The sequence below is a fragment of the Streptomyces sp. DH41 genome (assembly GCF_029813785.1).
Taxonomy (GTDB): domain Bacteria; phylum Actinomycetota; class Actinomycetes; order Streptomycetales; family Streptomycetaceae; genus Streptomyces.
Genome location: NZ_JARVKY010000013.1, coordinates 118,916 through 144,589 on the forward strand (window position 1 = coordinate 118,916; position 25,674 = coordinate 144,589).

A 25,674-nucleotide genomic window follows, 5' to 3' on the forward strand; every position below is an offset into this window, starting at 1 on the left:
TGAGTGACCCCTTGAACACACATAGTGAGCACGATCTCCCCGAGCCCCGGCGTGGCCCGCGCGGACCCGTCGCGTTCTGTATCAGCCATTGATACGCGCGGACAGTGCCCGACGCGGGTCTGAGAGAATTGGTTCCGTGATCTCCCGAATCGATCTGCGCGGCGACGCCCTCCCCGAGGGCCCCGCCCTGCGCGACCTGCTGCCCCGAGCCGACTTCGACGTCTCGGCCGCCCTGGAGAAGGTGCGTCCGATCTGCGAGGACGTGCATCATCGTGGCGACGCGGCGCTGATCGACTTCGCCGAGCGGTTCGACGGCGTCCGGCTCGACCGGGTGCGGGTCCCGGCCGCCGCGCTCACACGCGCGCTGGACGAGCTCGATCCGGCCGTGCGCGCGGCGCTGGAGGAGTCCATCCGCCGCGCCCGCCTCGTCCACCGCGCGCAGCGCCGCGAGACGCACACCACACAGGTCGTGCCCGGCGGCACCGTCACCGAGAAGTGGGTGCCGGTCGACCGCGTCGGCCTGTACGCCCCCGGCGGACGCTCGGTCTACCCCTCGTCCGTGATCATGAACGTCGTACCCGCGCAGGAGGCCGGCGTCGAGTCGGTCGCGCTCGCCTCGCCGGCGCAGGCCGAGTTCGACGGCCTGCCGCACCCGACGATCCTCGCCGCGTGCGCCCTCCTCGGCGTCGACGAGGTCTACGCGGCCGGCGGCGCCACCGCCGTCGCGATGTTCGCCTACGGCACCGAGTCCTGCCCGCCCGCCAACATGGTCACCGGTCCCGGCAACATCTGGGTCGCCGCCGCCAAGCGCTACTTCACCGGGAAGATCGGCATCGACGCCGAGGCCGGTCCGACCGAGATCGCGGTCCTCGCCGACGCCACCGCCGACCCGGTGCACGTCGCCTCCGACCTGATCAGCCAGGCCGAGCACGACCCGCTGGCCGCCGCCGTCCTGGTCACCGACTCCGCCGACCTCGCGGACGCGGTCGTCAAGGAGCTCCAGCCGCAGGTCGAGGCCACCAAGCACATCGACGACCGGATCGTCCCGGCCCTGGCGGGCCGTCAGTCCGCGATCGTGCTCGTCGACGGCATCGACGAGGGCCTGCGCGTCGTCGACGCCTACGGCGCCGAGCACCTGGAGATCCAGACCGCCGACGCCGCCGCCGTCGCCGACCGGGTCAGGAACGCCGGCGCGGTCTTCGTCGGCCCCTGGTCCCCCGTCTCGCTCGGTGACTACGCGGCCGGGTCCAACCACGTCCTGCCCACCGGCGGCTGCGCCTGCCACTCCTCGGGCCTGTCGGTGCAGTCCTTCCTGCGCGGCATCCACATCGTCGACTACACGCGGGACGCGCTGGCCGAGGTCGCGCACCACGTGGTGACGCTGGCGGAGGCGGAGGACCTGCCCGCGCACGGCGCGGCGATCAAGGCGAGGTTCGAGTGGAAGGTCCCGCAGAGCAAGTGACGTTCGGAATCGACGACCTCCCCGTACGGGACGAGCTGCGCGGCAAGTCCCCCTACGGCGCGCCCCAGCTGGACGTGCCGGTACGGCTGAACACCAACGAGAACCCCTACCCGTTGCCCGAGGCGCTGGTCGAGCGGATCACCGAGCGGGTCCGCGAGGCCGCCCGCGACCTCAACCGCTACCCGGACCGGGACGCGGTCGAACTGCGCACGCAACTCGCGGAGTACCTGACGAAGACCTCCGGGTACGCCGTGGACACGCGGGACGTCTGGGCGGCCAACGGCTCCAACGAGGTCATCCAGCAGCTGCTGCAGACCTTCGGCGGGCCGGGCCGCACCGCGATCGGCTTCGAACCGTCGTACTCGATGCACGGCCTCATCGCGCGCGGCACCGGCACGGGCTGGATCTCCGGCCCGCGCCACGACGACTTCACCATCGACCTGCCCGCCGCCGAGAAGGCCGTCGCCGAGCACCGCCCGGACGTCGTCTTCATCACCACCCCCAACAACCCCACCGGCAACGCGGTCCCCGCCGAGACGGTCCTCGCGCTGTACGACGCCGCGCAGGCCGCCAAGCCGTCGATGGTCGTCGTGGACGAGGCCTACGTCGAGTTCAGCCACGGCGCCTCGCTGCTGCCGCTGCTGGCGGGCCGGCCGAACCTGGTGATCTCCCGCACGATGTCGAAGGCGTTCGGCGCGGCGGGCCTGCGCCTGGGCTACCTCGCCGCGCACCCGGCCGTCGTCGACGCCGTCCAGCTCGTACGGCTGCCGTACCACCTGTCGGCCGTCACCCAGGCGACCGCGCTGGCCGCCCTGGAACACACGGACACGCTGCTGAAGTACGTCGAGCAGCTGAAGACCGAGCGGGACCGGCTGGTCGCCGAACTGCGCGCGATCGGTTACGAGGTGACCGAGTCCGACGCGAACTTCGTCCAGTTCGGACGGTTCGCCGACTCGCACGCCATCTGGCGGGAGATCCTCGACCGGGGCGTCCTGGTCCGGGACAACGGCGTACCGGGCTGGCTGCGGGTGACCGCCGGCACCCCGGAGGAGAACGACGCGTTCCTGGACGCGGCCCGTGAAGTACAGCGTTTTGTGGGGGAGACCCCCACACCCCCTAAGGAGCAGGACGCATGAACCGCGTAGGGCGCGTGGAGCGCACCACCAAGGAGACCTCGGTCCTCGTCGAGATCGACCTCGACGGCACCGGCAAGACCGACATCGCCACCGGCGTCGGCTTCTACGACCACATGCTCGACCAGCTCGGCCGGCACGGCCTGTTCGACCTCACCGTGAAGACCGACGGCGACCTGCACATCGACTCCCACCACACCATCGAGGACACCGCCCTCGCGCTGGGTGCCGCCTTCAAGCGGGCCCTCGGCGACAAGGTGGGCATCTACCGCTTCGGCAACTGCACGGTCCCGCTGGACGAATCCCTCGCCCAGGTCACCGTCGACCTGTCCGGCCGCCCCTACCTCGTGCACACCGAGCCCGAGAAGATGGCGCCGATGATCGGCGAGTACGACACGACGATGACCCGGCACATCCTGGAGTCCTTCGTCGCCCAGGCGCAGATCGCGCTGCACGTGCACGTGCCGTACGGGCGCAACGCGCACCACATCGTGGAGTGCCAGTTCAAGGCGCTGGCACGGGCCCTGCGCTACGCCTCGGAGCGCGACCCGCGCGCGGCCGGCATCCTGCCCTCCACGAAGGGCGCGCTGTAACCCATGACCGGCACGTCCACCGTACTGATCGTCGTCGGCCTCTTCTTCATCGGCGGCATCATCTCCTTCGCCAAGCAGCAGATGCCCAAGGGTCTGATCGTGCTGCTGTCCATCGGCGCCGCGATGTGTCTCTTCGCGGGCGTCCTGAGGCTGGAGGTCTGGAATTGACCGCCAAGCGGGTCGTCGTCTTCGACTACGGCTTCGGCAACGTCCGCTCCGCCGAGCGTGCCCTCGCGCGCGCGGGAGCCGACGTCGAGATCACCGGTGACTACGACAAGGCCATGAACGCCGACGGGCTGCTGGTGCCGGGCGTCGGCGCCTTCGCCGCCTGCATGGACGGCCTGAAGGCCGCGCGCGGCGACTGGGTCGTCGACCGCCGGCTGTCCGGCGGCCGCCCGGTGATGGGCATCTGCGTCGGCATGCAGATCCTGTTCGCGCGCGGCATCGAGCACGACGTGGAGGCCGAGGGCCTGGACGAGTGGCCCGGCACCGTCGGACCGCTCCAGGCCGAGATCGTCCCCCACATGGGCTGGAACACGGTCGAGGCACCGGCCGACTCCCGGCTCTTCGCCGGCCTGGACGCGGACGCCCGCTTCTACTTCGTGCACTCCTACGCCGTCCACGAGTGGTCCCAGGAGTCGCACAACCCGCTGATCGCCGCTCCCAGGGTCACGTGGTCCACGCACGGCAAGCCCTTCGTGGCGGCCGTGGAGAACGGCGCCCTGTGGGCCACCCAGTTCCACCCCGAGAAGTCCGGCGACGCCGGAGCCCAGCTCCTCACCAACTGGATCGAGACCCTGTAGAGATGAGCCCGGTAGAGATGAGCAAGCTCGAACTCCTCCCCGCCGTCGACGTCCGCGACGGCCAGGCCGTCCGCCTCGTGCACGGCGAGTCCGGCACCGAGACCTCCTACGGTTCCCCTCTGGAGGCCGCCCTCGCCTGGCAGCGCTCCGGCGCCGAGTGGCTGCATCTCGTCGACCTGGACGCCGCGTTCGGCACCGGGGACAACCGCGAGCTGATCGCCGAGGTCGCCAGGGCCATGGACATCAAGGTGGAGCTCTCCGGCGGCATCCGCGACGACGCCACCCTCGCCGCGGCCCTCGCCACCGGCTGCACGCGCGTGAACCTCGGCACGGCAGCCCTGGAGACCCCCGAGTGGGTCGCCAAGGTCATCGCCGAGCACGGCGACAAGATCGCGGTCGGTCTGGACGTACGCGGCACGACCCTGCGCGGCCGGGGCTGGACCCGCGACGGCGGCGACCTCTACGAGACGCTGGCCCGCCTCGACAACGAGGGCTGCGCCCGGTACGTCGTCACCGACATCGCCAAGGACGGCACCCTCCAGGGCCCCAACCTGGAGCTCCTGAAGAACGTCTGCGCGGCCACCGACCGCCCGGTCGTGGCGTCGGGCGGCGTGTCGTCCCTGGACGACCTGCGCGCCATCGCCGGCCTCGTCCCGGCCGGTGTCGAGGGCGCCATCGTAGGGAAGGCCCTGTACGCGAAGGCGTTCACCCTGGAAGAAGCCTTGGAGGCTGTGGCGTCATGACATCCGAAGCCGTACGGCGCGTGCAGAGCGGAAGTCCCTGGGAAGAGTCCTTCGGGTTCGCACGTGCCGTGGCGGCGGGTGATCAAGTCATCGTGGCCGGCACGACCGCCTTCAAGGGCGACCTGCTGTACGGCGACGGCGACCCGTACGAACAGACCAAGGTGGCCTTCGCCACCGCGGTCGAGGCGATCGGCGAGTTCGGGCTGGGCATCGAGTCCGTGATCAGGACCCGTGTGTATCTGGCACACTCCCGGGACGTCGATGAGGTGGGCCGCGCCCACAAAGAGCTGTTCGACTCCGTACGCCCGGTCACGACCCTGCTGGTCGTGGAGGGCTTCATGGACTCCCGGGTCCTGGTGTCGGTGGAGCTGGAAGCATTCAGAGGACAGTAAGAGGCATCGAAGGAGCCGTGGATTCATGACCCTGGCGGTCCGAGTCATCCCCTGCCTGGACGTGGACAACGGCCGGGTCGTCAAGGGCGTGAACTTCCAGAACCTGCGCGACGCGGGCGACCCCGTCGAGATGGCCAAGGTGTACGACACCGAGGGCGCCGACGAGCTGACGTTCCTGGACATCACCGCCTCGTCGGGCGACCGCGAGACGACGTACGACGTGGTGCGCCGCACCGCCGAGCAGGTCTTCATCCCGCTCACCGTCGGCGGCGGGGTACGCACCGCCGACGACGTCGACAAGCTGCTGCGGGCCGGCGCGGACAAGGTGGGCGTGAACACGGCCGCCATCGCCCGCCCCGACCTGATCCGCGAGATCGCCGAGCGCTTCGGCCGCCAGGTGCTGGTCCTGTCGGTGGACGCCCGCCGCACCGAGGCCGGCACCTTCGAGGTGACCACCCACGGCGGCCGGCGCGGCACCGGCATCGACGCGGTGGAGTGGGCGCACCGCGCCGCCGAGCTGGGCGCGGGGGAGATCCTGCTGAATTCGATGGACGCGGACGGCACGAAGGACGGCTACGACCTGGAGATGATCGCGGCGGTTCGTAAGCACGTGACCGTCCCCGTCATCGCCTCCGGCGGCGCGGGCCGCCTCGCCGACTTCCCGCCGGCCGTCGAGGCGGGCGCGGACGCGGTGCTGGCGGCGTCCGTCTTCCACTTCGGCGACCTGCGGATCGGCCAGGTGAAGGAGACGCTGCGGGGGGCGGGGCATCCCGTGCGCTAGTTCGAGGTGTTGCTCGTTGGTGGCGGCTGCGGGACCGCGCGCGATGCTCTGTTCGAAGGCATGGCGGCCAGGTGTCAGGAGCGGGACTCCAGGGTTTAGGAAGGGAAAGTTGCGCAAGTTTTATTGCGTAACTTTTCTTTCCTGACTACGGTGACGTCATGACCCGCGAGGAGAACCGCCCCATCACCGACCTGGGCACCCTCAAAGCCTTGGCGCACCCCCTGCGCATGCAGCTGTACCGCGGGCTGTGCGTGGCGCGCACGGCGACCGCCTCACAGCTCGCGGAGCAGGTCGACGAGGCGGTCTCCCTGGTCAGTTACCACCTGCGCAAGCTGGCCGAGCACGGACTGGTCGAGGAGGCCGAGCGGCAGAGCACGGACGGCCGGGAGCGCTGGTGGCAGCCCTCCTCGACCAGCGTGAGCATCCGCGACGAGAACTTCCGCGACGCCCCCGAGCGCGCGGCCGCCCACCTCGCGGCCACCCGGCTCTTCCACGAGCAGCGCGTCGGCATGTACCGCCGCTACCTCGACGAGCGCCCCACCTGGGGGCCGGAGTGGAACACGGCCGCTCCTGACAACGAGTCCCTGCTGCGCCTGACCCCCGCCGAACTGGCCGAGCTGGGTGCGGAGCTGCTCGCCCTGGCGGAGAAGTACGACGAGAAGGGCCGTGCCGCGGAGGCCGCCGGCGACACCGAGGGGCGCGAGAACGTGGCGCTGCACGTGTACGGGTTCCCGTTCCGTGTCTGAGGGGACCACGCCCGTGCCGGACACGCTCATACCCGGGGCCACCACCGCCACCACCGCCGTACCCGCCCACCGCGACCCCAACGTCCTGCGCTGGGTCGCCGCCTACACCGCCTCCATGGTGGGCGACACCGTCTTCTTCCTGGCGCTGTCCTGGGCCGCCGTGCGCAGCGGCAGCCCCGCCGAGGCCGGCATCGTCACCGCCGTCAGTGCGGTGCCGCGCGCTCTGCTCATGCTCGGAGGCGGCGTGGTCGCCGACCGGCTGGGACCGCGGAAGGTCGTCATCGGGAGCGACGCCGTACGGTGCGCCACGGTCCTTGCCGTCGCCGCCGTGCTGTTCGCCACCGACCCCGGGCTGTGGCTCCTCGCCCTGCTCGCCGTCGTCTTCGGCACGGTCGACGCCCTCTTCCTGCCCGCCGTCGGGGCGCTCCCGGCCCGGATCACCGGCAAGGACCAGCTCGCCCGGGTCCAGGGCATGCGCGGCCTCGCGGTCCGCTTCGCCGCCGTCGTGGGCGCGCCGCTCGGCGGGCTCGGCGTGGCGGTCGGCGGCGCGGCGGCCGCCTTCGCGTTCGCGGGGCTGCTGATCGCCGTGTCGGTGCCGCTGCTGATCTCCGTACGGATGCGCGAGCTGCCGCCCGACGACGCGACCGCCACTGCCGCCGCGGGGGACACCACCGCGTGGCGGGACCTGGTGGGCGGGCTCCGCTACATCCGCCGGCACCGCGTCCTCGGCCCGCTGATGGTGACCATCGCCCTCGGCGACCTCGGCTTCGTCGGCCCCCTCAACATCGGCCTGACCCTGCTCGCGGACGAGCGCGGCTGGGGCGCCTTCGGGATGGGCTGGGTGCTCGCGGGGTTCGGCACGGGAGCCGCAGTCGCCGCCCTGCTGCTGACCGTACGGGGGCGCCTGCCGCGCGCCGGGTGCGTCGCCGCCGGTGCCATCATCCCCGGCGCGGCCGCGATCGGCGCCCTCGCACACGCGCCCGGACTCCTCGCGGCCGTCGGCATCTCGGTGATCATCGGGCTGCTCACCGGGCTCAGCGGCGCCATGTGCGGAGCCCTGCTGCAGACCCAGTCCGAACCCGCCTACCTGGGGCGCGTCACCGCGGTCGGCGGAATCGTCAGCCTCGGCGTGGCGCCGCTGAGCATGCCGCTGTCCGCCGCCGCCATCGGCGTCTGGGGCACCGGCCCGGTCTTCGCCGTCAGCGGCGCGGTCTGCGCCCTCGGCGGGATCGTCGCCCTGAGCGCGCCCGGCGTGCGGCGGGCCGAACTGCCCAAGTAGCGGCCCCCGCGCTCAGATGCCGAGCTGCTTCGTCTCGTGCAGCCGGGCGATCGCCTCCTTCTCGCCCTCCAGCTCCACCTTCGCGGCGCTCTGCCGGCCGTACGCGAACAGCAGCAGTTCGGACGGCTCGCCGGTCGCCGTCACCACCGGGGTACCGCGGTGGGCGACCGTCGTCTGGCCGTTCGGCCGGCGCAGCACCAGGCCCGTCGGGATGCCGCGGCCCATCAGGCGGGCGCTGCGCTCCAGGCGGGACCACAGGGTGTCCTGGAAGACGGGGTCCAGCTCGCGAGGCGACCAGTCCGGCTGGGCACGGCGGACGTCCTCGGCGTGGACGTAGAACTCCACGATGTTCGCCGCCTCGTCGACCTGCTTGAGCGAGAACGGCGAGAACCGCGGCGGGCCGGTGCGGATCAGCTGGATCAGTTCCTCGTACGGCTTCGCCCCGTACTCCTCCATCACCCGGTCGAGCCGGGACGCCAGCTGCTTGATCAGGGTGCCCCCGGCGGCGTCCGGCCGGCGCTCGCGCACCACCACGTGCGCGGCGAGATCACGGGTCCGCCAGCCGTCGCACAGCGTCGGAGCGTCCGGCCCCGCCGTCTCCAACAGGTCCGCGAGCAGAAGTCGTTCACGCTTGGCGAAAGTCGACATGGAGTCAGCCTACGGCCGCCGGCCGGGTCCGCCCAATGGACAGCGCCGGGGCGTGTCCGTCCCGCGCGGCACAATGGGCGCATGACCAGCAGCTCCCCCCGGCCGACCAGCCCGCTCGCCCCGGAGATCGCCGACCGCCTCAAGCGCGGCGCCGACGGTCTCCTGCCCGCCATCGCCCAGCAGTACGACACCGGTGAGGTGCTGATGCTCGGCTGGATGGACGACGAGGCACTGCACCGCACCCTGACGACCGGGCGCTGCACCTACTGGTCGCGCAGCCGACAGGAGTACTGGGTCAAGGGCGACACCTCCGGACACTTCCAGTGGGTGAAGTCCGTCGCCCTGGACTGCGACGCCGACACCCTCCTGGTCAAGGTCGACCAGGTCGGCGCCGCCTGCCACACCGGCGACCGCACCTGCTTCGACGCCGACGTGCTCCTCACGGACGCCTCGGACGGCACGGGCGGCGTGACGGGCGCGGGTGCCGACGCGCCCGCAGCGGATCAGTAGGGTCTGCCGCCATGGACGTCATGGACCTGGACACCTTCCGCAAGCTGGCCACCGACCGCCGGGTGATCCCGGTCAGCCGCAAACTCCTCGCCGACGGCGACACCCCGGTCGCGCTCTACCGCAAACTCGCCGCCGAACGCCCCGGCACCTTCCTGCTGGAGTCCGCGGAGAACGGCCGCTCCTGGTCCCGGTACTCCTTCGTCGGCGTCCGCAGCGCCGCCACCCTCACCGAAAAGGACGGACAGGCCCACTGGCAGGGCACCCCGCCCGTCGGCGTCCCCACCGACGGCGACCCGCTCGCCGCCCTGCGCGCCACGGTCGAGGCCCTGCACACCCCGCGCGACCTCGCCCACGACCTCGGCCTGCCGCCCTTCACCGGCGGCATGGTCGGCTACCTCGGCTACGACATCGTGCGCCGCCTGGAGAAGGTCGGCCCGGGAGAGCGCGACGACCTGAAGCTCCCCGAGCTGACCATGCTGCTCACCAGTGACCTCGCCGTCATGGACCACTGGGAGGGCTCGGTCCTGCTGATCGCCAACGCGATCAACCACAACGACCTCGAAACGGGCGTCGACGAGGCCTACGCCGACGCGGTGGCCCGCCTGGACGCCATGGAGGCCGACCTCACGCGCGCGGTGGCCCAGCCCCCGGCCGCGCTGCCGCCGTCCGAGCTGCCCGAGTACACCGCGCTGTGGGGCGGCCCCGACTTCCAGGAGGCCGTCGAGGACATCAAGGAGCGCATCCGCGCGGGAGAGGCCTTCCAGGTCGTGCCCTCCCAGCGGTTCGAGACGCCGTGCACCGCGAGCGCCCTGGACGTCTACCGGGTGCTGCGGGCCACCAACCCCTCCCCGTACATGTACCTCTTCCGCCTCGACGGCTTCGACGTGGTCGGCTCGTCCCCCGAGGCGCTGGTCAAGGTCGAGGACGGGGGCGCCATGGTGCACCCCATCGCCGGCACCCGGCCCCGCGGCGCCACCCCGCAGGAGGACCAGGCGCTCGCCGACGAGCTGCTCGCCGACCCCAAGGAGCGCGCCGAGCACCTCATGCTCGTCGACCTCGGCCGCAACGACCTCGGGCGGGTCTGCGAACCCGGCTCGGTCGAGGTCGTCGACTTCATGTCCGTCGAGCGGTACTCGCACGTCATGCACATCGTCTCGACGGTCACCGGCCGGGTCGCCCCGGGCCGCACCGCCTTCGACGTCCTCACGGCCTGCTTCCCGGCCGGCACGCTCTCCGGCGCTCCCAAGCCGCGCGCCCTGCGGATCATCGACGAACTCGAACCGTCCCGCCGCGGCCTGTACGGCGGCTGCGTCGGCTACCTCGACTTCGCGGGCGACTCCGACACCGCCATCGCCATCCGCACCGCCCTGCTGCGCGACGGCACGGCTTACGTCCAGGCGGGCGCCGGAGTCGTCGCGGACTCCGACCCGGTCGCCGAGGACACCGAGTGCCGCAACAAGGCGGCGGCGGTGCTGAGGGCGGTGCACACGGCCAACCGCCTGGGGCGATAGGGCGAACGGGACGGGGCGGCAGGGGCGATCCGGCCGCCCGGCAGCGGGCTCGGGCGGGGGCGGTGGGGGCTCGGGCGGAGGCGGTGGGGCGATTCTCACGTCCGCCAATCCGAGCCCCGCGTGATGGTTCGCCCGGGGTTCGGGTGATAGTGGAGTACGTGACAGCTGTTCCTCACCCCCGTACCCCAGCCGCAGGACCCGCCCGGGCCGGCCGCCGCAGCCTCGCCGCCGCCCTGCTGTGCGGTGCGCTCGGCGCGGCCGTCGCCCTGCTCGCCACCCGGCAGGAGTGGGCGGAGGGCACCGCCATGGTGGCCGGCGGCGCGTTCCCCCTGACCGCCAAGGGCAGCGACGTCACGGGCGTACCCGCGGCGCTCGCCATAGTGGGCCTCGCCGCACTCGTCGCCGTCTTCGCCGTGCGCCGCGCGGGCCGGTTCGCCGTCGCCGCCCTGCTCGCGCTGAGCGGCGCGGGCACCGTCGCCGCCGCCCTGGCCGGGGCCTCCGACAGCTCCGCGCTGGACGAACAGGCGGCGAAGGCCGCCGGCGACACCTCCGCCACCGTGGACGCCCTCTCCCACACCGCCTGGCCCTACGTCGCGGCCGTGGGCGGCGCCCTGCTTCTGCTGGCCGGACTGCTCGCCCTGCGCTACGGCCGCCTGTGGCCCGCGATGTCCGGCCGCTACGAGCGGGACGGCACCCCGCGCCCGCGCCGCACCCCCCAGACCGTCGACCCGAACCGCCCCGAGGACCTCTGGAAGGCCATCGACCGGGGCGAGGACCCGACCGGCGCCTGACAGGCCCCGGGCCGGCGGTTCACCCGCGCGCACGGGGGCACCCGTCGACACGGCACGCGCGCCCCGGGCGCCGGGCGATCGCCACGCGCGCGTGGGCAGCGGCCCGCGCGTGGGAGCAGCCCGCGCGTGGGGACCACCCCCGCTCACACCGCGCGCGCCCGTGCGGGACAATGGGCACGAGCGTCCTGCTCAGACTTGGCACACAGCAACGAGGAGCAAGCAATGTCGGGCAGCAGCCACGGTCACACCCCGGCCGCCTGGACGGGTGTCATCATCGCCTTCATCGGTTTCTGCGTCGCGGGCGTGTTCATGGTGGCGGCCCAGCCGGTGGGCTTCTGGGCCGGCATGGCGGTCGTGCTTCTCGGCGGTGCCGTGGGCGGCATCATGCGCATGATGGGTCTCGGCCAGCCGAAGTCGAACCACCCCGTGCACCAGGTCGCCGGCGAGCGCGAGCCGGCCGGCGCCAAGGGCTGACCGGGCACGGCGGTCACGCCGCTGCCGAGGGGCGGATCGGCACGAGGGTGCCGGAGCCGCCCCTCACGTGCGCTCACGGCCCGGCGGGGGCAGAATGCGGTGCGTGGATGCCGAGACGGGGAAGCCGACGCGGAGCGGGGCCGTGACACGGGGCACGCCCACGCTCCTGGGCCTGGCCGTCCCGGCCGGAGTGCTCGCGGCCGTCGTCGGCGCCTTCACCTACGTGCGCAACGTGGACCCGGGCGAACCCGGCCACTACCCCGTCTGCCCCCTGCTGCGCTTCACCGGCATCCTCTGCCCGGGCTGCGGCGGCCTGCGCAGCGCCCACGCCTTCGCCCACGGTGACCTGCTGACCGCGCTGCACGCCAACGCGCCGGCCGTCCTCGGCTATCTGGGCTTCGCCGTGCTGTGGACCGTCTGGGTGGTCCGCGTGGTGCGCGGCCGTCCCCTGCGGATCGATCTCGGACCGGTGCACCTGTGGACGCTGGGGACGTTGCTGCTGGTCTTCACCGTTGTCCGGAACCTGCCGTTCGGTGGCTGGCTCGTCCCTTGATCACCTGGTGAACGTCCAGGTAGTGGGATCGCCGTCAACCGGATGCGAGGCCCTTGCCGCGCTCCGGATACCATCACAAGTGACCACAGGTTTCGCCGTCTGAAAGGGGGCCGCTCGCGTGAGTGTGCTCGACGAGATCATCGACGGAGTCCGTGCCGACCTCGCGGAACGGCAGGCGCGCGTCAGCCTCGACGAGCTCAAGGAGCGCGCGGCCAAGGCTCGCCCCGCCAAGGACGGCGTGTCCGCCCTGCGCGGCGACGGCGTCAAGGTCATCTGCGAGGTCAAGCGCTCCAGCCCGTCCAAGGGCGCGCTGGCGGCCATCGCCGACCCGGCCGGACTCGCCGCGGACTACGAGGCGGGCGGCGCCGCCGTCATCTCCGTCCTCACCGAGGAGCGCCGCTTCGGCGGCTCGCTGGCCGACCTGGATTCGGTCCGCGCGAGCGTGGACATCCCCGTGCTGCGCAAGGACTTCATCGTCACCTCGTACCAGCTGTGGGAAGCCCGCGCGCACGGCGCCGACCTCGTGCTGCTGATCGTCGCGGCCCTCGAACAGCCGGCGCTGGAGTCGCTGATCGAGCGCGCCGAGTCCATCGGGCTCACCCCGCTCGTCGAGGTGCACGACGAGGACGAGGTCGAGCGCGCGGTGGACGCCGGCGCCAAGGTCATCGGCGTCAACGCGCGCAACCTGAAGACGCTCGAGGTCGACCGCGGCACGTTCGAACGGGTCGCCCCGGAGATCCCCGCGCACATCGTCAAGGTCGCCGAGTCCGGCGTCCGCGGCCCGCACGACCTCATCGCCTACGCCAACGAGGGGGCCGACGCCGTCCTGGTCGGCGAGTCCCTGGTCACCGGCCGTGACCCGAAGACGGCGGTCTCCGACCTCGTCGCGGCCGGGGAGCACCCGGCACTGCGGCACGGGCGCGGCTGACCCCGCTAGACTCGCCGACGATGACGCTCCCGCTCACCCCGACCCCCAGGGACCCGTACGCCCGCCTCGCGCGCGGCTGCCGGCCCCGGGGCTGCCGCGCGCCCGCACGCAGGGTGCACGGCCGCAGGGTGCGGTACGTCATCGGAGACGAACCCGGACAGGTCAACGGCATGCGATGGCAGCAGCGCCCCGTAAGGGGCGCGGGGCTGTACTGAACATGCGACTCCGTCGCGCGGGCGCGACCAGCCACAAGGCCCGCAGTCGGCAGACGACAACCCGCGCCCCACGGCGAAAGTGCCCACACCAGACACTCACCGTGAGGTTCACGCATGCCCAGCAACTTCTTCATCCCCGACCCGGAGGGTCAGATCCCCAGCGCCGAGGGCTACTTCGGCGAGTTCGGCGGCAAGTTCATCCCCGAGGCCCTCGTCGCGGCGGTCGACGAGGTAGCCGTCGAGTACGACAAGGCGAAGGCCGATCCCGAGTTCGCCCGTGAGCTCGACGACCTGCTGGTCCACTACACCGGCCGCCCCAGCTCCCTCACAGAAGTACCCCGCTTCGCCGAGCAGGCCGGAGGCTGCCGCGTCTTCCTCAAGCGCGAGGACCTCAACCACACCGGCTCACACAAGATCAACAACGTGCTCGGCCAGGCCCTGCTCACCAAGCGCATGGGCAAGACCCGGGTGATCGCCGAGACCGGCGCCGGCCAGCACGGCGTGGCGACGGCGACGGCCTGTGCGCTCTTCGGCCTCGACTGCACGATCTACATGGGTGAGATCGACACCCGCCGCCAGGCCCTCAACGTGGCCCGCATGCGCATGCTCGGCGCCGAGGTCATCGCCGTGAAGTCCGGCAGCCGCACGCTCAAGGACGCGATCAACGAGGCCTTCCGCGACTGGGTCGCCAACGTCGACCGCACCCACTACCTCTTCGGCACCGTCGCCGGCCCCCACCCCTTCCCGGCGATGGTGCGCGACTTCCACCGCGTCATCGGCGTCGAGGCCCGCCGCCAGCTCCTGGAGCAGGCCGGACGCCTCCCCGACGCCGCGATCGCCTGCGTCGGCGGCGGCTCCAACGCCATCGGCCTCTTCCACGCCTTCATCCCCGACGCGGACGTCCGCCTCATCGGCTGCGAGCCCGCCGGACACGGCATCGAGACCGGCGAGCACGCGGCCACCCTGACCGAGGGCGAGCCCGGCATCCTGCACGGCTCACGCTCGTACGTCCTCCAGGACGACGAGGGCCAGATCACCGAGCCGTACTCCATCTCGGCCGGCCTGGACTACCCGGGCATCGGCCCCGAGCACTCCTACCTCAAGGACTCCGGCCGCGGCGAGTACCGCGCGGTCACCGACGACGCCGCCATGCAGGCACTGCGCCTGCTGTCGCGCACCGAGGGCATCATCCCGGCCATCGAGTCCGCCCACGCGCTGGCCGGCGCCATCGAGGTCGGCAAGGAGCTGGGCAAGGACGGGCTGATCGTCGTCAACCTGTCCGGCCGCGGCGACAAGGACATGGACACCGCCGCCCGCTACTTCGGGCTGTACGACACCGACGCCGAGGTCGCCGCCGACGAGGCCGGCACCGCCGAGATCGAGGGGGACGCCAAGTGAGCGGGAACGTGCGACTGCTGAACGACACCCTCGCCGCGGCGAAGGCCGAGGGCCGCTCCGCCCTCATCGCCTACCTGCCGGCCGGGTTCCCCACCGTCGACGGCGGCATCGCGGCGATCAAGGCCGCGCTCGACGGCGGCGCCGACGTCGTGGAGGTGGGCCTGCCGCACAGCGACCCCGTCCTCGACGGGCCCGTCATCCAGACCGCCGACGACATCGCCCTGCGCGGTGGCGTCCGCATCGCCGACGTGATGCGCACCGTCCGGGAGGCGCACGCGGCCACCGGCAAGCCGATCCTCGTCATGACGTACTGGAACCCCATCGACCGCTACGGCGTCGAGCGCTTCACCGCCGAACTGGCCGAGGCGGGCGGCGCCGGGTGCATCCTGCCCGACCTGCCCGTCCAGGAGTCGGCGCTGTGGAGGGAGCACGCCGACAAGCACGGGCTCGCCACCGTCTTCGTGGTCGCGCCCAGCAGCAGGGACGCGCGGCTCGCCGAGATCACCGCGGCCGGCAGCGGATTCGTCTACGCCGCCTCCCTCATGGGCGTCACCGGCACCCGCGAGTCGGTCGGCGCGCAGGCCGAGGACCTGGTGCGGCGCACCCGCGCCACCACCGGCATCCCCGTCTGCGTCGGGCTCGGCGTCTCCAACGCCGCGCAGGCCGCCGAGGTGGCCGGCTTCGCCGACGGCGTGATCGTCGGCTCGGCGTTCGTCAAGCGCATGCTGGACGCCCCCGACGACGCGGCCGGCCTGGAGGGCGTCCGCACGCTCGCCGCCGACCTGGCGAAGGGCGTGCGCGGACAGGCGTGACGCCAGACACGTGCCGGACAGGTAGGCGACAGACAGGCACGTGACAGACAGGCACGTGACAGGGGTCCCTCGTACGAGTGGACCTGGGACCGGGGAGGCGCGCTGCGCCTCCCCGGTTCGTTCTGCGGGGTGTGAGCGAGAAGAACCGAGAGGGAAAGCGCACCGCCCGTCAGAAGCTGGCGGCCGAGCGCGAGAAGCAGAAGTCCAAGGACAAGCGCCGGCGCGCGCTGATCGTCGGCGCGAGCGTGGTCTGCGTCCTGGGGCTCGCGGCGGTGATCGGCGTGCTCGGCGCGAACGCGGGCAAGGACGACGGCGGCGAGGAGGCCGGCCCGGTCGTGGCGCCCTCGGGCGCGCAGGGGAAGGACAGCCTCGCGATCCCGGTCGGCAAGGAGAGCGCCAAGTCGACGCTCACCATCTGGGAGGACTTCCGCTGCCCCGCATGCAAGACCTTCGAGCTGGCGTACCGCGACACGATCCACGAGCTCACCGAAGCCGGGCAGCTCAAGGTCGAGTACCACCTGGCGACGATCATCGACGGCAACATGGGCGGCACCGGCTCCCGCAAGGCGGCCAACGCGGCGGCCTGCGCCCAGGACGCCGGGAAGTTCACGCCGTACCACGATGTGCTGTTCACCAACCAGCCGGCGGAGAGCGACGACGCCTTCGCCGACGAGAACAAGCTGCTCGACCTGGCACGCGAGGTCGACGGCCTCGACACCACCCTCTTCCAGGAGTGCGTCAAGAACGGTACGCACAACAGCTGGGTGGAGAAGTCCAACGAGGCCTTCCTCGACGGCGGCTTCGGCGGCACACCGACCGTCCTGCTGGACGGCAAGAACATCTACCAGGACCGCTCCATGACACCGGAGAAGCTGAAGCAGATGGTGTCCGACGCCGACAAGTAGCGCGGCGGTGGGACGGCGGCGGAGCGCGCCCACGGGGTGTCCTCGGGTGTCCGTGGATGCCTGGGGGCGTCCGTGGGCGTCCGCCGGATGTCAGAGGGGGCGCTCTTTCCGTCCGCTCGTTACGGACCCGTAGCCGGGCTGCCCGCCGCGGGCCCCGTCCGACACGGTAGCGTCGACCCTGCCATGGAACTTGCCTTCATTCCCAGCCCGTCGCGCGGGGTGCTGAACCTCGGTCCCATCCCGCTGCGCGGCTACGCGTTCTGCATCATCATCGGCGTCTTCGTTGCCGTCTGGCTCGGCAACAGGCGCTGGGTCGCCCGGGGCGGGCGGCCCGGCACGGTGGCCGACATCGCGGTCTGGGCCGTTCCGTTCGGCCTGGTCGGCGGCCGGCTCTACCACGTGATCACGGACTACCAGCTGTACTTCAGCGAGGGCCGTGACTGGGTCGACGCCTTCAAGATCTGGGAGGGCGGCCTCGGCATCTGGGGCGCGATCGCGTTCGGCGCGCTGGGCGCCTGGATCGGCGCCCGGCGCATGGGCGTCCCGATGCCCGCGTACGCCGACGCCGTCGCCCCCGGCATCGCCCTCGCGCAGGCCATCGGCCGCTGGGGCAACTGGTTCAACCAGGAGCTGTACGGCAAGGCCACCGACCTGCCCTGGGCCGTGGAGATCACCTCGTCGGCCGACGGCCGGGTACCTGGCACGTACCACCCGACGTTCCTGTACGAGTCGCTGTGGTGCGTCGGCGTCGCCGTGCTCGTCATCTGGGCCGACCGCCGCTTCAAGCTCGGCCACGGGCGGGCGTTCGCGCTGTACGTCGCCGCGTACTGCGCGGGCCGGTTCTGGATCGAGTACATGCGCGTCGACGACGCCCACCACATCCTGGGCCTCAGGCTGAACAACTGGACCGCGCTCTTCGTGTTCCTGCTCGCCGTGGTGTACATGGTGCTCTCGGCGCGGATGCGGCCGGGCCGGGAGCAGGTGGTCGAGCCGGGTACGGAGTCCTCCGACGGCGACGCCGGGGACGACGCGAAGGACGACTCCGACGCCGGCTCCACGGACGCCGACGCCGTTTCCGAGAAGACCGACGCCGGTCCCCAGGACGAAGAGGACGGCACGGAGAAGGACGTGAAAGACGTGAAGGGCGTGAAGGACGGAGCCGACTCGGCCAAGAAGGGCTGACGGACCGCCGCCGTACGTCGCCGAGGGCGCCCGGAACTCTCCGGGCGCCCTCGGCGTGTGTCAGGACAGGACGGGCCGCCGGGCCAGCGACAGGGTGCGCTGGGCCGTCGCCACCACCGCCGCGTCGACGAACCGCCCGTCCGGCAGCGCCAGCGCGCCCGGCTGCGCGGTGGCCGCCTTGACGATCGTCTCCGCCTCCTCCAGCTCCCGCTCGGTGGGCAGATAGGCCCGCTCGATGATCGGCAGCTGACGGGGATGGATCGCGGCACGCCCGAGGAAGCCCAGCGCGCGGCCGTGGGCGCAGGACGCCGCCAGGCCCTCCAGGTCCCGGGTGTCCGGATGCACCGTCTGCGACGGCGGCGCCAGCCCCGCCGCCCGCGCGGCCACGACCACACGCGAGCGCGCCCAGTCCAGGCCGGTGTCACCGCGTACGCCCAGGTCGGCGCGGAGATCCGCCTCGCCGAGAGCGATGCCGCGCAGCGAGGCGTGGGCGCCGGCGATGAGGTACGCCCGCTCCACGCCCAGCGCTGTCTCCAGGAGCGCGTACAGGGGCGGCCCGCCGGTGGCCGCCACGACGCCGGTGATCTGCTCGGGGGACGTCACCTTGGGCAGCCGCAGCCCGGAGAGCCCCGGCAGCCTGGCCAGTGCCGTCAGGTCCGCGGCGGCGAGCGGTCCGTCCAGGGCGTTGACGCGGACGTGGACCGGTACCGGCTGCGGCTCGCCGAGCAGCTCGGCGGTGGCCTCGCGGGCGTAGTCCTTGCGGTCCGGGGCGACCGCGTCCTCCAGGTCGACCACGACCACGTCGGCCCCCGCGGCGAGCGCCTTGGCGACCACCCGGGGCCGGTCCCCGGGGGCGTACAGCCAGGTCAGCGGGGATGCTGCGGTCATACGACGCCCTCCTCACGAAGCTCCTTCACGTCCGCCGGGGTCAGGCCCAGCCCGGTCAGCACCTCCTCGGTGTCCGCGCCGTGCGGGCGCCCCGCCCAGCGGATCGCGCCGGGGGTCGCGGAGAGCCGGAAGAGGACGTTCTGCATGCGCAGGGGGCCCAGCTCGGGGTCGTCGACGGTGGTGACGCTGTCGAGGGCCTGGTACTGGGGGTCGGCCATCACGTCCCGCACGTCCTGGACCGGGGCGACCGCCGCCTCGGCCTTCTCGAACTCGGCCAGCACGTCGGCGCGGCTGTGCCGGGCGATCCAGTCGCCGACCGCCGCGTCGAGCACGTCGGCGTGCCGGGCCCGGTCGGCGCCCGTGGCGAACCAGGGCTCGTCGATCAGCTCCGGGCGGCCGACCAGGCGCATCACGCGCTCGGCGACCGACTGGGCCGAGGTGGAGACGGCGACCCAGGTGCCGTCGGCGGTGCGGTAGGTGTTGCGCGGGGCGTTGTTCTGGGAGCGGTTGCCGGTGCGCGGCTGGACGTGGCCGAGCTGGTCGTACCAGGTGGGCTGCGGGCCCAGCACGGTCAGGATCGGCTCGATGATCGCCATGTCGACGACCTGCCCCTCGCCGGTGCGTTCGCGCGCGGCGAGCGCGGTCATCACGGCGTACGACGTCGCCAGGGCGGCGATCGAGTCCGCGAGGCCGAACGGCGGCAGCGTCGGGGGCGCGTCCGGCTCGCCGGTCATCGCGGCGAAGCCGCTCATGGCCTCGGCGAGGGTGCCGAAGCCGGGGCGGCGCGCGTACGGGCCGAACTGCCCGAAGCCGGTGACCCGGGCGAGGACCAGGCGGGGGTTGACGGCGGACAGCTCGTCCCAGCCCAGGTCCCACCTCTCCAGGGTGCCCGGGCGGAAGTTCTCGATGACGACGTCCGCGGTCGCGGCGAGGCGGAGCAGGGTGGTGCGGCCGGCGCGTTTGGACAGGTCCAGGGTGATCGTGCGCTTGTTGCGGCCCAGCAGCTTCCACCACAGGCCGATGCCGTCCTTGGACGGGCCGTGGCCCCGGGAGGGGTCGGGCCGGTCGGGGTGTTCGACCTTGACGACGTCGGCGCCGAAGTCGCCGAGCATGGTGGCGGCCAGCGGGCCCGCGAAGAGGGTGGCGAGGTCGAGGACGCGCAGACCGGTCAGCGGGGAGGCCGGGGAGCCCGGGGAGCCCGGACCGGCGGGGGACGCGGGATCAGCGGTCAGGTGGGGCTGGGGCATGGGCGGGTGGCCTCCCGGTGGGTGAGGTGGGCGAGGGTGTCGAAGCCGGTGCCGTCGAAGTCGCCGACCGAGGTGGCCAGGCGGTTCTTCAGCGGGGCCGTCCAGTGTTCGGGCAGGGCGGCGGGACAACCGGCGAGGAGTCCGGCGACGCTGCCGGCGGTGGCGCCGTTGGAGTCGGTGTCCCAGCCGCCGGACACCGCGCGGGAGACCGAACCGGTGAAGTCGCCGTCCGCGTGCGTGAGGGCGGCGGCGATCAGGGCGGTGTTGGGAACGGCGTGGACCCAGTGGTGGGTGGGGGAGTGGCGGGCGTGGAGCGCGTCCACGACGGCGTCGAAGTCGGCGTGCGTCTCGGCGAGGTGGACGGCGTGCCGGACGGCTTCGGCGAGGCGGGAGCCGGGCGGTACGACCGTGAGGCCGGCGCGCAGGCAGGCGTGGACGTCGTGGGCGCCGGTGGCGGCGGTGGCGATGACGGCCGCCGCGAACATCGCCGCGTGGACGCCGCCCGCGGTGTGCGTGAGGGTCGCGTCGCGGTGCGCCTGCTCGGCGGCGGCTGCCGGGTCGCCGGGGTTGGTCCAGCCGTGCACGTCGGCGCGGATCAGGGCGCCGATCCACTCGCGGAAGGGGTTGCGGTGGCGGGCGGTGTGCGGGGGTTCGAGGCCGGCGAGGAGGTTGCGGTAGGCGAGGCGTTCGGCGGTGAAGGCGCGGCCCGCGGGGAGTTCGTCGAGCCAGACGCGGGCGACGTCGGCGGTGGTGAAGGTCCTGCCGTGGCGTTGGAGGAGCAGGAGGCCGAGGAGGGGGTAGTTGAGGTCGTCGTCCTCGGGCATGCCGTCGATGTTCTCGGCGAGGGAGGTGGGCGCGGAACGGCGGTTCCACGGGTACGCGCCGGTGAGGTCCTCGGACAGGCCACGGGCGGTGAAGTAGGTGGTCGGGGGCCAGTTGCCGGTGGCCTTGGCGAGACACCGGATGCCGGTCAGCGGGAGCTTCTCGACGGGTTTGCCGAGGAGGCAGCCGACGGCTCTGCCCAGCCAGGCGGCTTCCAGGCGGGCACGGGACACGGTCGCGGGGCGCGGCGTGGGCCAGTCGGGGCACAGGGCCCGGATCCGGTCCAGGTCCGTCGGCTCCGCGTCCGCCAGGGGACTCGGCAGGCCGGCCAGTTCGTCCAGTAGGTCTTCCGCCAGGAGGCGCAGGCGGGGGGAGGCAGGCCGGGAGGACGCGCCGGCCCGGGCGGGGGCCTCGGAGCCGCCGGCCGCTCGCCAGCGCGCCGCGATCGCCGACGGGTCGCGGCCGTCCTGCGCCGCCTGGCGCAGCTCGTGGCCGATCAGGTCCTCGGGCTGTACCCAGGTCAGTCGGAGCATCCCGCCCCTCCGATCGCGGTGAACGCCCGCTCGTGGGCGCGGCGCCGCGCCCTGTCGCGTCCGAAGACCTCCCGGGCCACCGCGGTGAGCGTCGCGGCCGGTTCCCAGAGGTCCAGGCGGCTCGCCTCGGCGACCGTCTTCGCCCAGTCCTCCGGGACCGGCGATCCCAGCGCCCCGGCCAGCGCGCCCGCCATCGTGGCGATGGAGTCGCAGTCGCGGCCGTAGTTCACCGCGCCGAGGACCGCGTGCCGGTAGTCGCCGCCGGAGACGAGCAGCATGCCGAGGGCGACGGGCAGTTCCTCGATCGCGTGCACGCGGGACGGGCGGCGGGCGGCCAGGGAGGGCGCGCGGTAGTCGGGGCCCACCGTGTCGTACGGCGCCACCGCCTCCCGCAGCGGCCCCAGCGCGGACTCGAAGTCCGAGTACCGCGAGGCCGCCTCACAGACCGCCTCGATCGCCGCCCGGGTGCCGTCCTTCGCCAGGGACAGACAGGCCGCCACCACCGAGTCCGGCGTCGCCCCGGGCGCGCAGGCCGCGGCCACCGCCGCCGCGAGGACACCGGCCGCCTCCCGGCCGTACGACGACTGGTGCGCGCCCGCGATGTCCAGCGCCTCGGCGTAGGCGCCCGCCGGGTGGGCGGCGTTGACCAGGCCGACCGGGGCCATGTACATCGCGGCACCGCAGTTGACGATGTTGCCGGTGCCCGCCTCGCGGGGGTCCACGTGGCCGTAGTGGATCCTCGCGACCAGCCATTTCTCCGCCAGGAAGATCCGCTGGAGCGGGAGCGCCTCGGCCTCCAGTTCCGGGATCCAGCGTGGGGCGGTCATCAGGTCCGGGACCAGGTGTTCGGCGACCGAGTGGGCGTCGAGGTGGTCGCGGACCGTGCCGTACACCCGTACCAGCGCGTGGGTCATCAAGGTGTCGTCGGTGACGTGGCCGTCGCCCTTGTGGTACGGGGCGATGGGGCGGGCGGTGCGCCAGTCGTCGCCGTTCCAGGGGCCGACGACGCCGTGGACGCGGCCGCCGTGGCGTTCGAGGATCTGCTCGGGGGAGTAGCCCTCGACCGGGCCGCCGAGCGCGTCGCCGACGGCCGCGCCGACGAGGGCGCCGGTGACGCGCTCCTCCAGGCTCGCCGTGCCGTTGCCGGCCGTGCCGGTGTCCGTTGTGGCGTTGTCCGTTGTGGCGTTGTCCGTTGTGCCGGGTGTCCTCATGTCGTCTGTCGCCCTTCTGGTCGGGACGGTTGCGTGGCGTACAGGCGTCCGGCGAGCTCGACCAGGTCGGTGCCGGTGAGCCGGGGCAGTACGCAGCCGGGGAGCGTGCGGCAGGTCTCCCGCCAGGGCGCCGGGATCGACGTGCCGCCGCCCAGTGCGCCGGTGAGGGCGCCCGCCAGGGCGGGGGCGGAGTCCGCGAGCCGGGAGAGGCAGGCCGCCGCCGGTACCGCCTCCGCGAGGCGGCCCCCGGCGGCGGTGGCCAGTGCGAGGGCGACCGGGACGGTCTCGGCGGCGGCGATGCCGTAGCTGTAGACGTGGTCGACGATTCCGTGCTCCAGCAGCGGGACGAGGGCGAAGGCGCTCTCGGCGTCCGCCGCCAGCGCCAGTGCCTGGCGGGCGTTGCGGGCGATCTCCGTATCCTCGGGCAGCTCGGCGAGCGCGGCCGTCACACAGGCGCGCACACCGGCGCCGTCGAGGGCGCACGACAGTGCCGCCGCCATGGCCCGGGCGCCGTGCACGCCGTCGCCGTCCTGGGTGTACCGGGCGTCGAACTCGGCGAGGTCGGCGGCGAGACGCGGGGCGCCGGGGTGGGCGACGGCGAGGACGCAGGCCCTCACGCAGGCGGCGTCGTCGAAGTAGTGCGGGTTGTCGTGGCCGGTGGCGGGCGGGCGCAGGCCGGTGGCGAGGTTGCCGAGCCCGGCTCGTACCGAGATGCGGGCGCGCAGCGGAAGTACGGCCGACTCGACCTCGGGGGCGCGTTCCGCCGCGGCGGCCACCTCGCTTGCCACGGCGTTCCAGGTCAGGTCGATCGCGGCGCGCATCCGGCGTTCCCGGCTCAGGTCCCCGAGCGCGCTGTCGTCCCCGGCGCGCAGCACCGCCTCCGCCGCGAACGCGGCCCATTCGGCGTCGTCCGACGGGCCGAGGCGCAGCGGCTCCGGGGGCTGGTTCAGGGCGATGGGGACGGGGAGGGTGGTGGTCGCGTTCCGCTCGGCGAAGGTGTCCAGTTCGCGGGTGAGGCGGCGCGTCCACTCGGGCATCCGGGCGGCCCGGTGCCGGGCGGCGGGCCAGCCGGCGGCGTCCCCCGCGGCGAGTCCGAGGAGGAGCCCTTCGACGCGGTCGGGGCGCGTTGCCGGGTGGGGCGGTGTGGCGGGCGCGGTCCCTGGTGTGCGGGGCGGTGTGGCGGGCTCGGTCCCCGGCCGGTGCCCGCTCCCGGTGGGCGCGGCCTCCTCCGGGGCGCCGGGCGGGGCGACGTACGCGGTGGTGACCGGTTCCTCACCTGCGGGACGTGCCCTGCTCACGGTGTCACCCCCGCCCTCGCGTCGCCGTCCGGCACGGGTTCGTTCCCTTCCCGCCCGGCGAGGCTCGCCTCCGGTACGGGCGCACCGTGCCGCGCCGGGCGCCGGCCCGGTGCCGCGAGGGTGTCGATCCGTACGGAGTCGCCGTGCCCTGCGAGCGCGTGGCCGGGTGCCGGAGCGCTCCTGCCCTCCGGTTCCGGGGCGGGGCCGTCGCCCGGTTCCGGGGCGAGCCCATGGCCTGGTTCCGGGGCGGGGCCGTCGCCCGGTTCCGGGGCGTGCTCATGGCCCGGTGCGGGCCTGGGCCTTCGATCCGGTGTGGGCTTCTGCCCGTGCTCCGGTGCGGGCGCCTGTCCCTGGCCCGTTGCGGGCCCTGGTCTTGGCTCCGTTTCCGGAGCGAGGTCGTTGCCCGGCCCGTGCGCCGTTGCGGGCCCTGGTCTTGGCTCCGTTTCCGGAGCGAGCCCATCGCCGGGCCCGTGCCCCGCTGCGGGCCCCGGCCCGTGCCCCGGTGTCCGCGCCGGCCCGGTGGGGTCCGCGCCGACGGGGCCCGGTACGGATCCGGCGTGCGGTGTGGCGCGTTCGGCCGGGGTGTCGCCCCGGTGAGGGGGCGCGTCCCGCGGGGTGTCCCCGGGCCTGGTGGTGCGGGAGCGGTCTTCCGGGGCTTCCGCGTCCCGCGTCAGCAGATCCGCCACCTCCAGCACATGGTGTCCGGCCATCGCCGGCAGGCAGCTGCCGCGGGCCGGGCCGATGGCCGCCGCCCACTCGGCCGGGATGGCGGCGGCCCCCTGGGTGGCGCCGGCCAGGGCGCCGGCCACCGCTGCCGTGGTGTCGGCGTCGCGGCCCATGTTGACGGCCGTCAGCACGGCGTCCGTGAAGTCGCCGTCGGCCGCCGCGTACGCCCCGAAGGCCAGGGCGACCGCCTCGGGCGCCAGGTCGGTCCAGGGGTAGCCGCCGATGACCACCGCGGAGCGGACGGCGCGTTCGCCGAGATGGGCCGCCGTCATCGCGCGGCGCAGGCAGCGGGCCGTCCAGGAGTCGTCCGGGACGACGGCCAGGGCGGAGGCCACGACCGCGACGGGCGGCGCCCCCGCCATCGCCGCCGCGACTCCCGCCGCCACCGCCTGGCCGCCGTAGATGCCCTCGCCGTCGTGGCTGACCGACCCGTCGATCGCCACCAGCCGGGCCGCCTCGGCGGGACGGCCCGCCGCGAACACACCGTGGGGCGCCGCCCGCATGGCCAGTCCGTCGCTCCAGGCATGACGGTGCTGGGCGGAGACCGGGGCGGCCAGACCGCGGCGCAGGTTCTCCAGGGTGCCGCGTTCGCTGAAGCCCGCGCCCCGGAACGGGCCCTCCTCCCGGTCCGCGATCCACTCGTGCCACGCCGTCTCGACATGGGCCGGGGTGAGCGCGGAGCCGTAGCGGGCCAGCAGCAGGCCCGAGAAGATCGCGTACTCGGTGTCATCGGTGCCGGCCGGCTTCTTGGCCACGTAGCCCGTGATGCGACCCCAGCGGGCTCGGATCTCGGAGGGTTTCATGTTCTCGGCCGGAGCCCCGAGGGCGTCCCCGACGGCCAGTCCGAGCAGCGCGCCCCGGGCCCGTTCGCGGAGTCCGACGGCGTCCCCGGACGCGGGGGCCGGGGGAATGCAGGCGGTTGATGCCATGCGGCCTCTCCTCTCCCTTTGCGGATGTGTCCCCGGTGCGGTGCGCCGCGCAGCCTCTCAGGCCTCAGCGTCACCCGGTCGACATGTGTGCAGCCAAGATCACGGATGAGCGCCAGAGGGTAAAACCGCAGGTAAGCCCAGCCTTTCCTTGCTGGCGACAC

General features: G+C 73.4%; 28 protein-coding genes. 21 read left to right on the forward strand and 7 right to left on the reverse strand.

Translation table 11 applies throughout. The annotated features are described in order from the left end of the window. Positions 1-136: 136 nt before the first annotated feature. The 10 genes from hisD (at position 137) to QC283_RS21870 (ending at position 7,932) form a co-directional block, all read left to right on the forward strand. The gene (gene hisD, locus QC283_RS21825; protein ID WP_279563291.1) at positions 137-1,462 is read left to right on the forward strand and encodes a histidinol dehydrogenase; all 1,326 of its coding nucleotides are present in this window, start codon (positions 137-139) and stop codon (positions 1,460-1,462) included. Then, positions 1,459-2,598: a histidinol-phosphate transaminase gene (locus QC283_RS21830; protein WP_279563292.1), complete on the forward strand. Its 1,140-nt coding sequence runs from the start codon at positions 1,459-1,461 to the stop codon at positions 2,596-2,598. The genes hisD and QC283_RS21830 overlap by 4 nt, the downstream gene beginning before the upstream one ends. Then, positions 2,595-3,188: an imidazoleglycerol-phosphate dehydratase HisB gene (hisB, locus tag QC283_RS21835; RefSeq protein WP_279563293.1), complete on the forward strand. Its 594-nt coding sequence runs from the start codon at positions 2,595-2,597 to the stop codon at positions 3,186-3,188. Before QC283_RS21830 ends, hisB begins: the two co-directional genes overlap by 4 nt. A 3-nt stretch (positions 3,189-3,191) precedes the next feature. Further along, a complete protein-coding gene (locus QC283_RS21840) occupies positions 3,192-3,356 on the forward strand; it encodes a hypothetical protein (RefSeq protein WP_279563294.1) in 165 nt (54 codons plus the stop codon). Further along, complete coding sequence (gene hisH / locus QC283_RS21845; protein ID WP_398011113.1) at positions 3,353-3,991, forward strand: imidazole glycerol phosphate synthase subunit HisH; 639 nt, start codon at positions 3,353-3,355, stop codon at positions 3,989-3,991. The genes QC283_RS21840 and hisH overlap by 4 nt, the downstream gene beginning before the upstream one ends. Before the next feature lie 17 nt (positions 3,992-4,008). Then, a complete protein-coding gene (gene priA / locus QC283_RS21850; protein ID WP_279563392.1) occupies positions 4,009-4,734 on the forward strand; it encodes a bifunctional 1-(5-phosphoribosyl)-5-((5-phosphoribosylamino)methylideneamino)imidazole-4-carboxamide isomerase/phosphoribosylanthranilate isomerase PriA in 726 nt (241 codons plus the stop codon). Then, positions 4,731-5,126, forward strand: a complete 396-nt coding sequence (locus tag QC283_RS21855) for a RidA family protein (RefSeq protein ID WP_055416449.1) — start codon at positions 4,731-4,733, stop codon at positions 5,124-5,126. The genes priA and QC283_RS21855 overlap by 4 nt, the downstream gene beginning before the upstream one ends. A gap of 25 nt (positions 5,127-5,151) precedes the next feature. After that, positions 5,152-5,907 (forward strand): imidazole glycerol phosphate synthase subunit HisF, encoded by a 756-nt coding sequence (gene hisF, locus QC283_RS21860; RefSeq protein ID WP_279563295.1) that lies wholly within the window; start codon positions 5,152-5,154, stop codon positions 5,905-5,907. 158 nt (positions 5,908-6,065) lie between these two features. Then, positions 6,066-6,653: an ArsR/SmtB family transcription factor gene (locus tag QC283_RS21865; RefSeq protein ID WP_279563296.1), complete on the forward strand. Its 588-nt coding sequence runs from the start codon at positions 6,066-6,068 to the stop codon at positions 6,651-6,653. Positions 6,654-6,666: 13 nt separating this feature from the next. After that, positions 6,667-7,932: an MFS transporter gene (locus tag QC283_RS21870; RefSeq protein WP_279563297.1), complete on the forward strand. Its 1,266-nt coding sequence runs from the start codon at positions 6,667-6,669 to the stop codon at positions 7,930-7,932. Between the two features lie 12 nt (positions 7,933-7,944). On the opposite strand, the gene QC283_RS21875 is transcribed toward QC283_RS21870, so the two are convergent. Beyond that, positions 7,945-8,580: a TIGR03085 family metal-binding protein gene (locus QC283_RS21875; protein WP_279563298.1), complete on the reverse strand. Its 636-nt coding sequence runs from the start codon at positions 8,578-8,580 to the stop codon at positions 7,945-7,947. Between the two features lie 81 nt (positions 8,581-8,661). Between QC283_RS21875 and hisI the strand changes: the two genes are divergently transcribed. The 11 genes from hisI (at position 8,662) to lgt (ending at position 17,859) form a co-directional block, all read left to right on the forward strand. After that, complete coding sequence (gene hisI / locus QC283_RS21880; protein WP_279563299.1) at positions 8,662-9,090, forward strand: phosphoribosyl-AMP cyclohydrolase; 429 nt, start codon at positions 8,662-8,664, stop codon at positions 9,088-9,090. A gap of 20 nt (positions 9,091-9,110) precedes the next feature. Continuing rightward, the gene (locus tag QC283_RS21885) at positions 9,111-10,601 is read left to right on the forward strand and encodes an anthranilate synthase component I (RefSeq protein WP_279563393.1); all 1,491 of its coding nucleotides are present in this window, start codon (positions 9,111-9,113) and stop codon (positions 10,599-10,601) included. 149 nt (positions 10,602-10,750) lie between these two features. After that, positions 10,751-11,392 carry a TIGR02234 family membrane protein gene (locus tag QC283_RS21890; protein ID WP_279563300.1) on the forward strand — a complete coding sequence of 214 codons (642 nt, stop codon included), beginning with the start codon at positions 10,751-10,753 and terminating at the stop codon, positions 11,390-11,392. Between the two features lie 222 nt (positions 11,393-11,614). After that, entirely contained in the window at positions 11,615-11,866 is a 252-nt protein-coding gene (locus QC283_RS21895) for an HGxxPAAW family protein (RefSeq protein ID WP_279563301.1), read from the forward strand. A gap of 94 nt (positions 11,867-11,960) precedes the next feature. Continuing rightward, entirely contained in the window at positions 11,961-12,419 is a 459-nt protein-coding gene (locus tag QC283_RS21900; RefSeq protein ID WP_279563302.1) for a DUF2752 domain-containing protein, read from the forward strand. A gap of 118 nt (positions 12,420-12,537) precedes the next feature. Beyond that, positions 12,538-13,347: an indole-3-glycerol phosphate synthase TrpC gene (trpC, locus tag QC283_RS21905; protein WP_279563303.1), complete on the forward strand. Its 810-nt coding sequence runs from the start codon at positions 12,538-12,540 to the stop codon at positions 13,345-13,347. Between the two features lie 20 nt (positions 13,348-13,367). Continuing rightward, positions 13,368-13,562: a tryptophan biosynthesis modulator TrpM gene (trpM, locus tag QC283_RS21910; RefSeq protein WP_279563304.1), complete on the forward strand. Its 195-nt coding sequence runs from the start codon at positions 13,368-13,370 to the stop codon at positions 13,560-13,562. Between the two features lie 114 nt (positions 13,563-13,676). After that, positions 13,677-14,960 carry a tryptophan synthase subunit beta gene (gene trpB, locus QC283_RS21915; protein WP_279563305.1) on the forward strand — a complete coding sequence of 428 codons (1,284 nt, stop codon included), beginning with the start codon at positions 13,677-13,679 and terminating at the stop codon, positions 14,958-14,960. Continuing rightward, a complete protein-coding gene (gene trpA / locus QC283_RS21920) occupies positions 14,957-15,772 on the forward strand; it encodes a tryptophan synthase subunit alpha (RefSeq protein WP_279563306.1) in 816 nt (271 codons plus the stop codon). The genes trpB and trpA overlap by 4 nt, the downstream gene beginning before the upstream one ends. Before the next feature lie 131 nt (positions 15,773-15,903). Then, the gene (locus QC283_RS21925; protein WP_279563307.1) at positions 15,904-16,677 is read left to right on the forward strand and encodes a DsbA family protein; all 774 of its coding nucleotides are present in this window, start codon (positions 15,904-15,906) and stop codon (positions 16,675-16,677) included. A gap of 183 nt (positions 16,678-16,860) precedes the next feature. Further along, the gene (lgt, locus tag QC283_RS21930) at positions 16,861-17,859 is read left to right on the forward strand and encodes a prolipoprotein diacylglyceryl transferase (RefSeq protein WP_279563308.1); all 999 of its coding nucleotides are present in this window, start codon (positions 16,861-16,863) and stop codon (positions 17,857-17,859) included. Positions 17,860-17,919: 60 nt separating this feature from the next. Here lgt and QC283_RS21935 read toward each other — a convergent pair whose 3' ends face one another. The 6 genes from QC283_RS21935 to QC283_RS21960 are packed head-to-tail and all read right to left on the reverse strand — an operon-like array spanning position 17,920 to position 25,513. Next, entirely contained in the window at positions 17,920-18,747 is an 828-nt protein-coding gene (locus QC283_RS21935; RefSeq protein WP_279563309.1) for an HpcH/HpaI aldolase/citrate lyase family protein, read from the reverse strand. Beyond that, positions 18,744-19,994 carry a CaiB/BaiF CoA transferase family protein gene (locus QC283_RS21940; protein WP_279563310.1) on the reverse strand — a complete coding sequence of 417 codons (1,251 nt, stop codon included), beginning with the start codon at positions 19,992-19,994 and terminating at the stop codon, positions 18,744-18,746. Before QC283_RS21940 ends, QC283_RS21935 begins: the two co-directional genes overlap by 4 nt. After that, a complete protein-coding gene (locus QC283_RS21945; protein WP_279563311.1) occupies positions 19,976-21,349 on the reverse strand; it encodes an ADP-ribosylglycohydrolase family protein in 1,374 nt (457 codons plus the stop codon). The genes QC283_RS21940 and QC283_RS21945 overlap by 19 nt, the downstream gene beginning before the upstream one ends. Then, entirely contained in the window at positions 21,337-22,560 is a 1,224-nt protein-coding gene (locus QC283_RS21950) for an ADP-ribosylglycohydrolase family protein (protein ID WP_279563312.1), read from the reverse strand. Before QC283_RS21950 ends, QC283_RS21945 begins: the two co-directional genes overlap by 13 nt. Beyond that, complete coding sequence (locus tag QC283_RS21955; protein WP_279563313.1) at positions 22,557-23,858, reverse strand: ADP-ribosylglycohydrolase family protein; 1,302 nt, start codon at positions 23,856-23,858, stop codon at positions 22,557-22,559. The genes QC283_RS21950 and QC283_RS21955 overlap by 4 nt, the downstream gene beginning before the upstream one ends. Continuing rightward, the gene (locus QC283_RS21960; RefSeq protein ID WP_279563314.1) at positions 23,855-25,513 is read right to left on the reverse strand and encodes an ADP-ribosylglycohydrolase family protein; all 1,659 of its coding nucleotides are present in this window, start codon (positions 25,511-25,513) and stop codon (positions 23,855-23,857) included. Before QC283_RS21960 ends, QC283_RS21955 begins: the two co-directional genes overlap by 4 nt. Positions 25,514-25,674 lie beyond the last annotated feature (161 nt).

Bases quoted from the DNA above. Each gene is read 5' to 3' on its own strand.
- priA (WP_279563392.1), top strand. From the start codon at position 4,009: ATGAGCAAGCTCGAACTCCTCCCCGCCGTCGACGTCCGCGACGGCCAG.
- lgt (WP_279563308.1), top strand. From the start codon at position 16,861: ATGGAACTTGCCTTCATTCCCAGCCCGTCGCGCGGGGTGCTGAACCTC.
- QC283_RS21900 (WP_279563302.1), top strand. From the start codon at position 11,961: ATGCGGTGCGTGGATGCCGAGACGGGGAAGCCGACGCGGAGCGGGGCC.
- QC283_RS21940 (WP_279563310.1), bottom strand. From the start codon at position 19,994: ATGCCCCAGCCCCACCTGACCGCTGATCCCGCGTCCCCCGCCGGTCCG.
- trpB (WP_279563305.1), top strand. From the start codon at position 13,677: ATGCCCAGCAACTTCTTCATCCCCGACCCGGAGGGTCAGATCCCCAGC.
- QC283_RS21875 (WP_279563298.1), bottom strand. From the start codon at position 8,580: ATGTCGACTTTCGCCAAGCGTGAACGACTTCTGCTCGCGGACCTGTTG.
- QC283_RS21865 (WP_279563296.1), top strand. From the start codon at position 6,066: ATGACCCGCGAGGAGAACCGCCCCATCACCGACCTGGGCACCCTCAAA.
- QC283_RS21960 (WP_279563314.1), bottom strand. From the start codon at position 25,513: ATGGCATCAACCGCCTGCATTCCCCCGGCCCCCGCGTCCGGGGACGCC.
- hisF (WP_279563295.1), top strand. From the start codon at position 5,152: ATGACCCTGGCGGTCCGAGTCATCCCCTGCCTGGACGTGGACAACGGC.
- QC283_RS21855 (WP_055416449.1), top strand. From the start codon at position 4,731: ATGACATCCGAAGCCGTACGGCGCGTGCAGAGCGGAAGTCCCTGGGAA.
- hisB (WP_279563293.1), top strand. From the start codon at position 2,595: ATGAACCGCGTAGGGCGCGTGGAGCGCACCACCAAGGAGACCTCGGTC.
- QC283_RS21945 (WP_279563311.1), bottom strand. From the start codon at position 21,349: ATGCTCCGACTGACCTGGGTACAGCCCGAGGACCTGATCGGCCACGAG.
- QC283_RS21885 (WP_279563393.1), top strand. From the start codon at position 9,111: ATGGACCTGGACACCTTCCGCAAGCTGGCCACCGACCGCCGGGTGATC.
- QC283_RS21895 (WP_279563301.1), top strand. From the start codon at position 11,615: ATGTCGGGCAGCAGCCACGGTCACACCCCGGCCGCCTGGACGGGTGTC.
- QC283_RS21840 (WP_279563294.1), top strand. From the start codon at position 3,192: ATGACCGGCACGTCCACCGTACTGATCGTCGTCGGCCTCTTCTTCATC.
- trpM (WP_279563304.1), top strand. From the start codon at position 13,368: ATGACGCTCCCGCTCACCCCGACCCCCAGGGACCCGTACGCCCGCCTC.
- hisI (WP_279563299.1), top strand. From the start codon at position 8,662: ATGACCAGCAGCTCCCCCCGGCCGACCAGCCCGCTCGCCCCGGAGATC.
- QC283_RS21935 (WP_279563309.1), bottom strand. From the start codon at position 18,747: ATGACCGCAGCATCCCCGCTGACCTGGCTGTACGCCCCCGGGGACCGG.
- QC283_RS21950 (WP_279563312.1), bottom strand. From the start codon at position 22,560: ATGAGGACACCCGGCACAACGGACAACGCCACAACGGACAACGCCACA.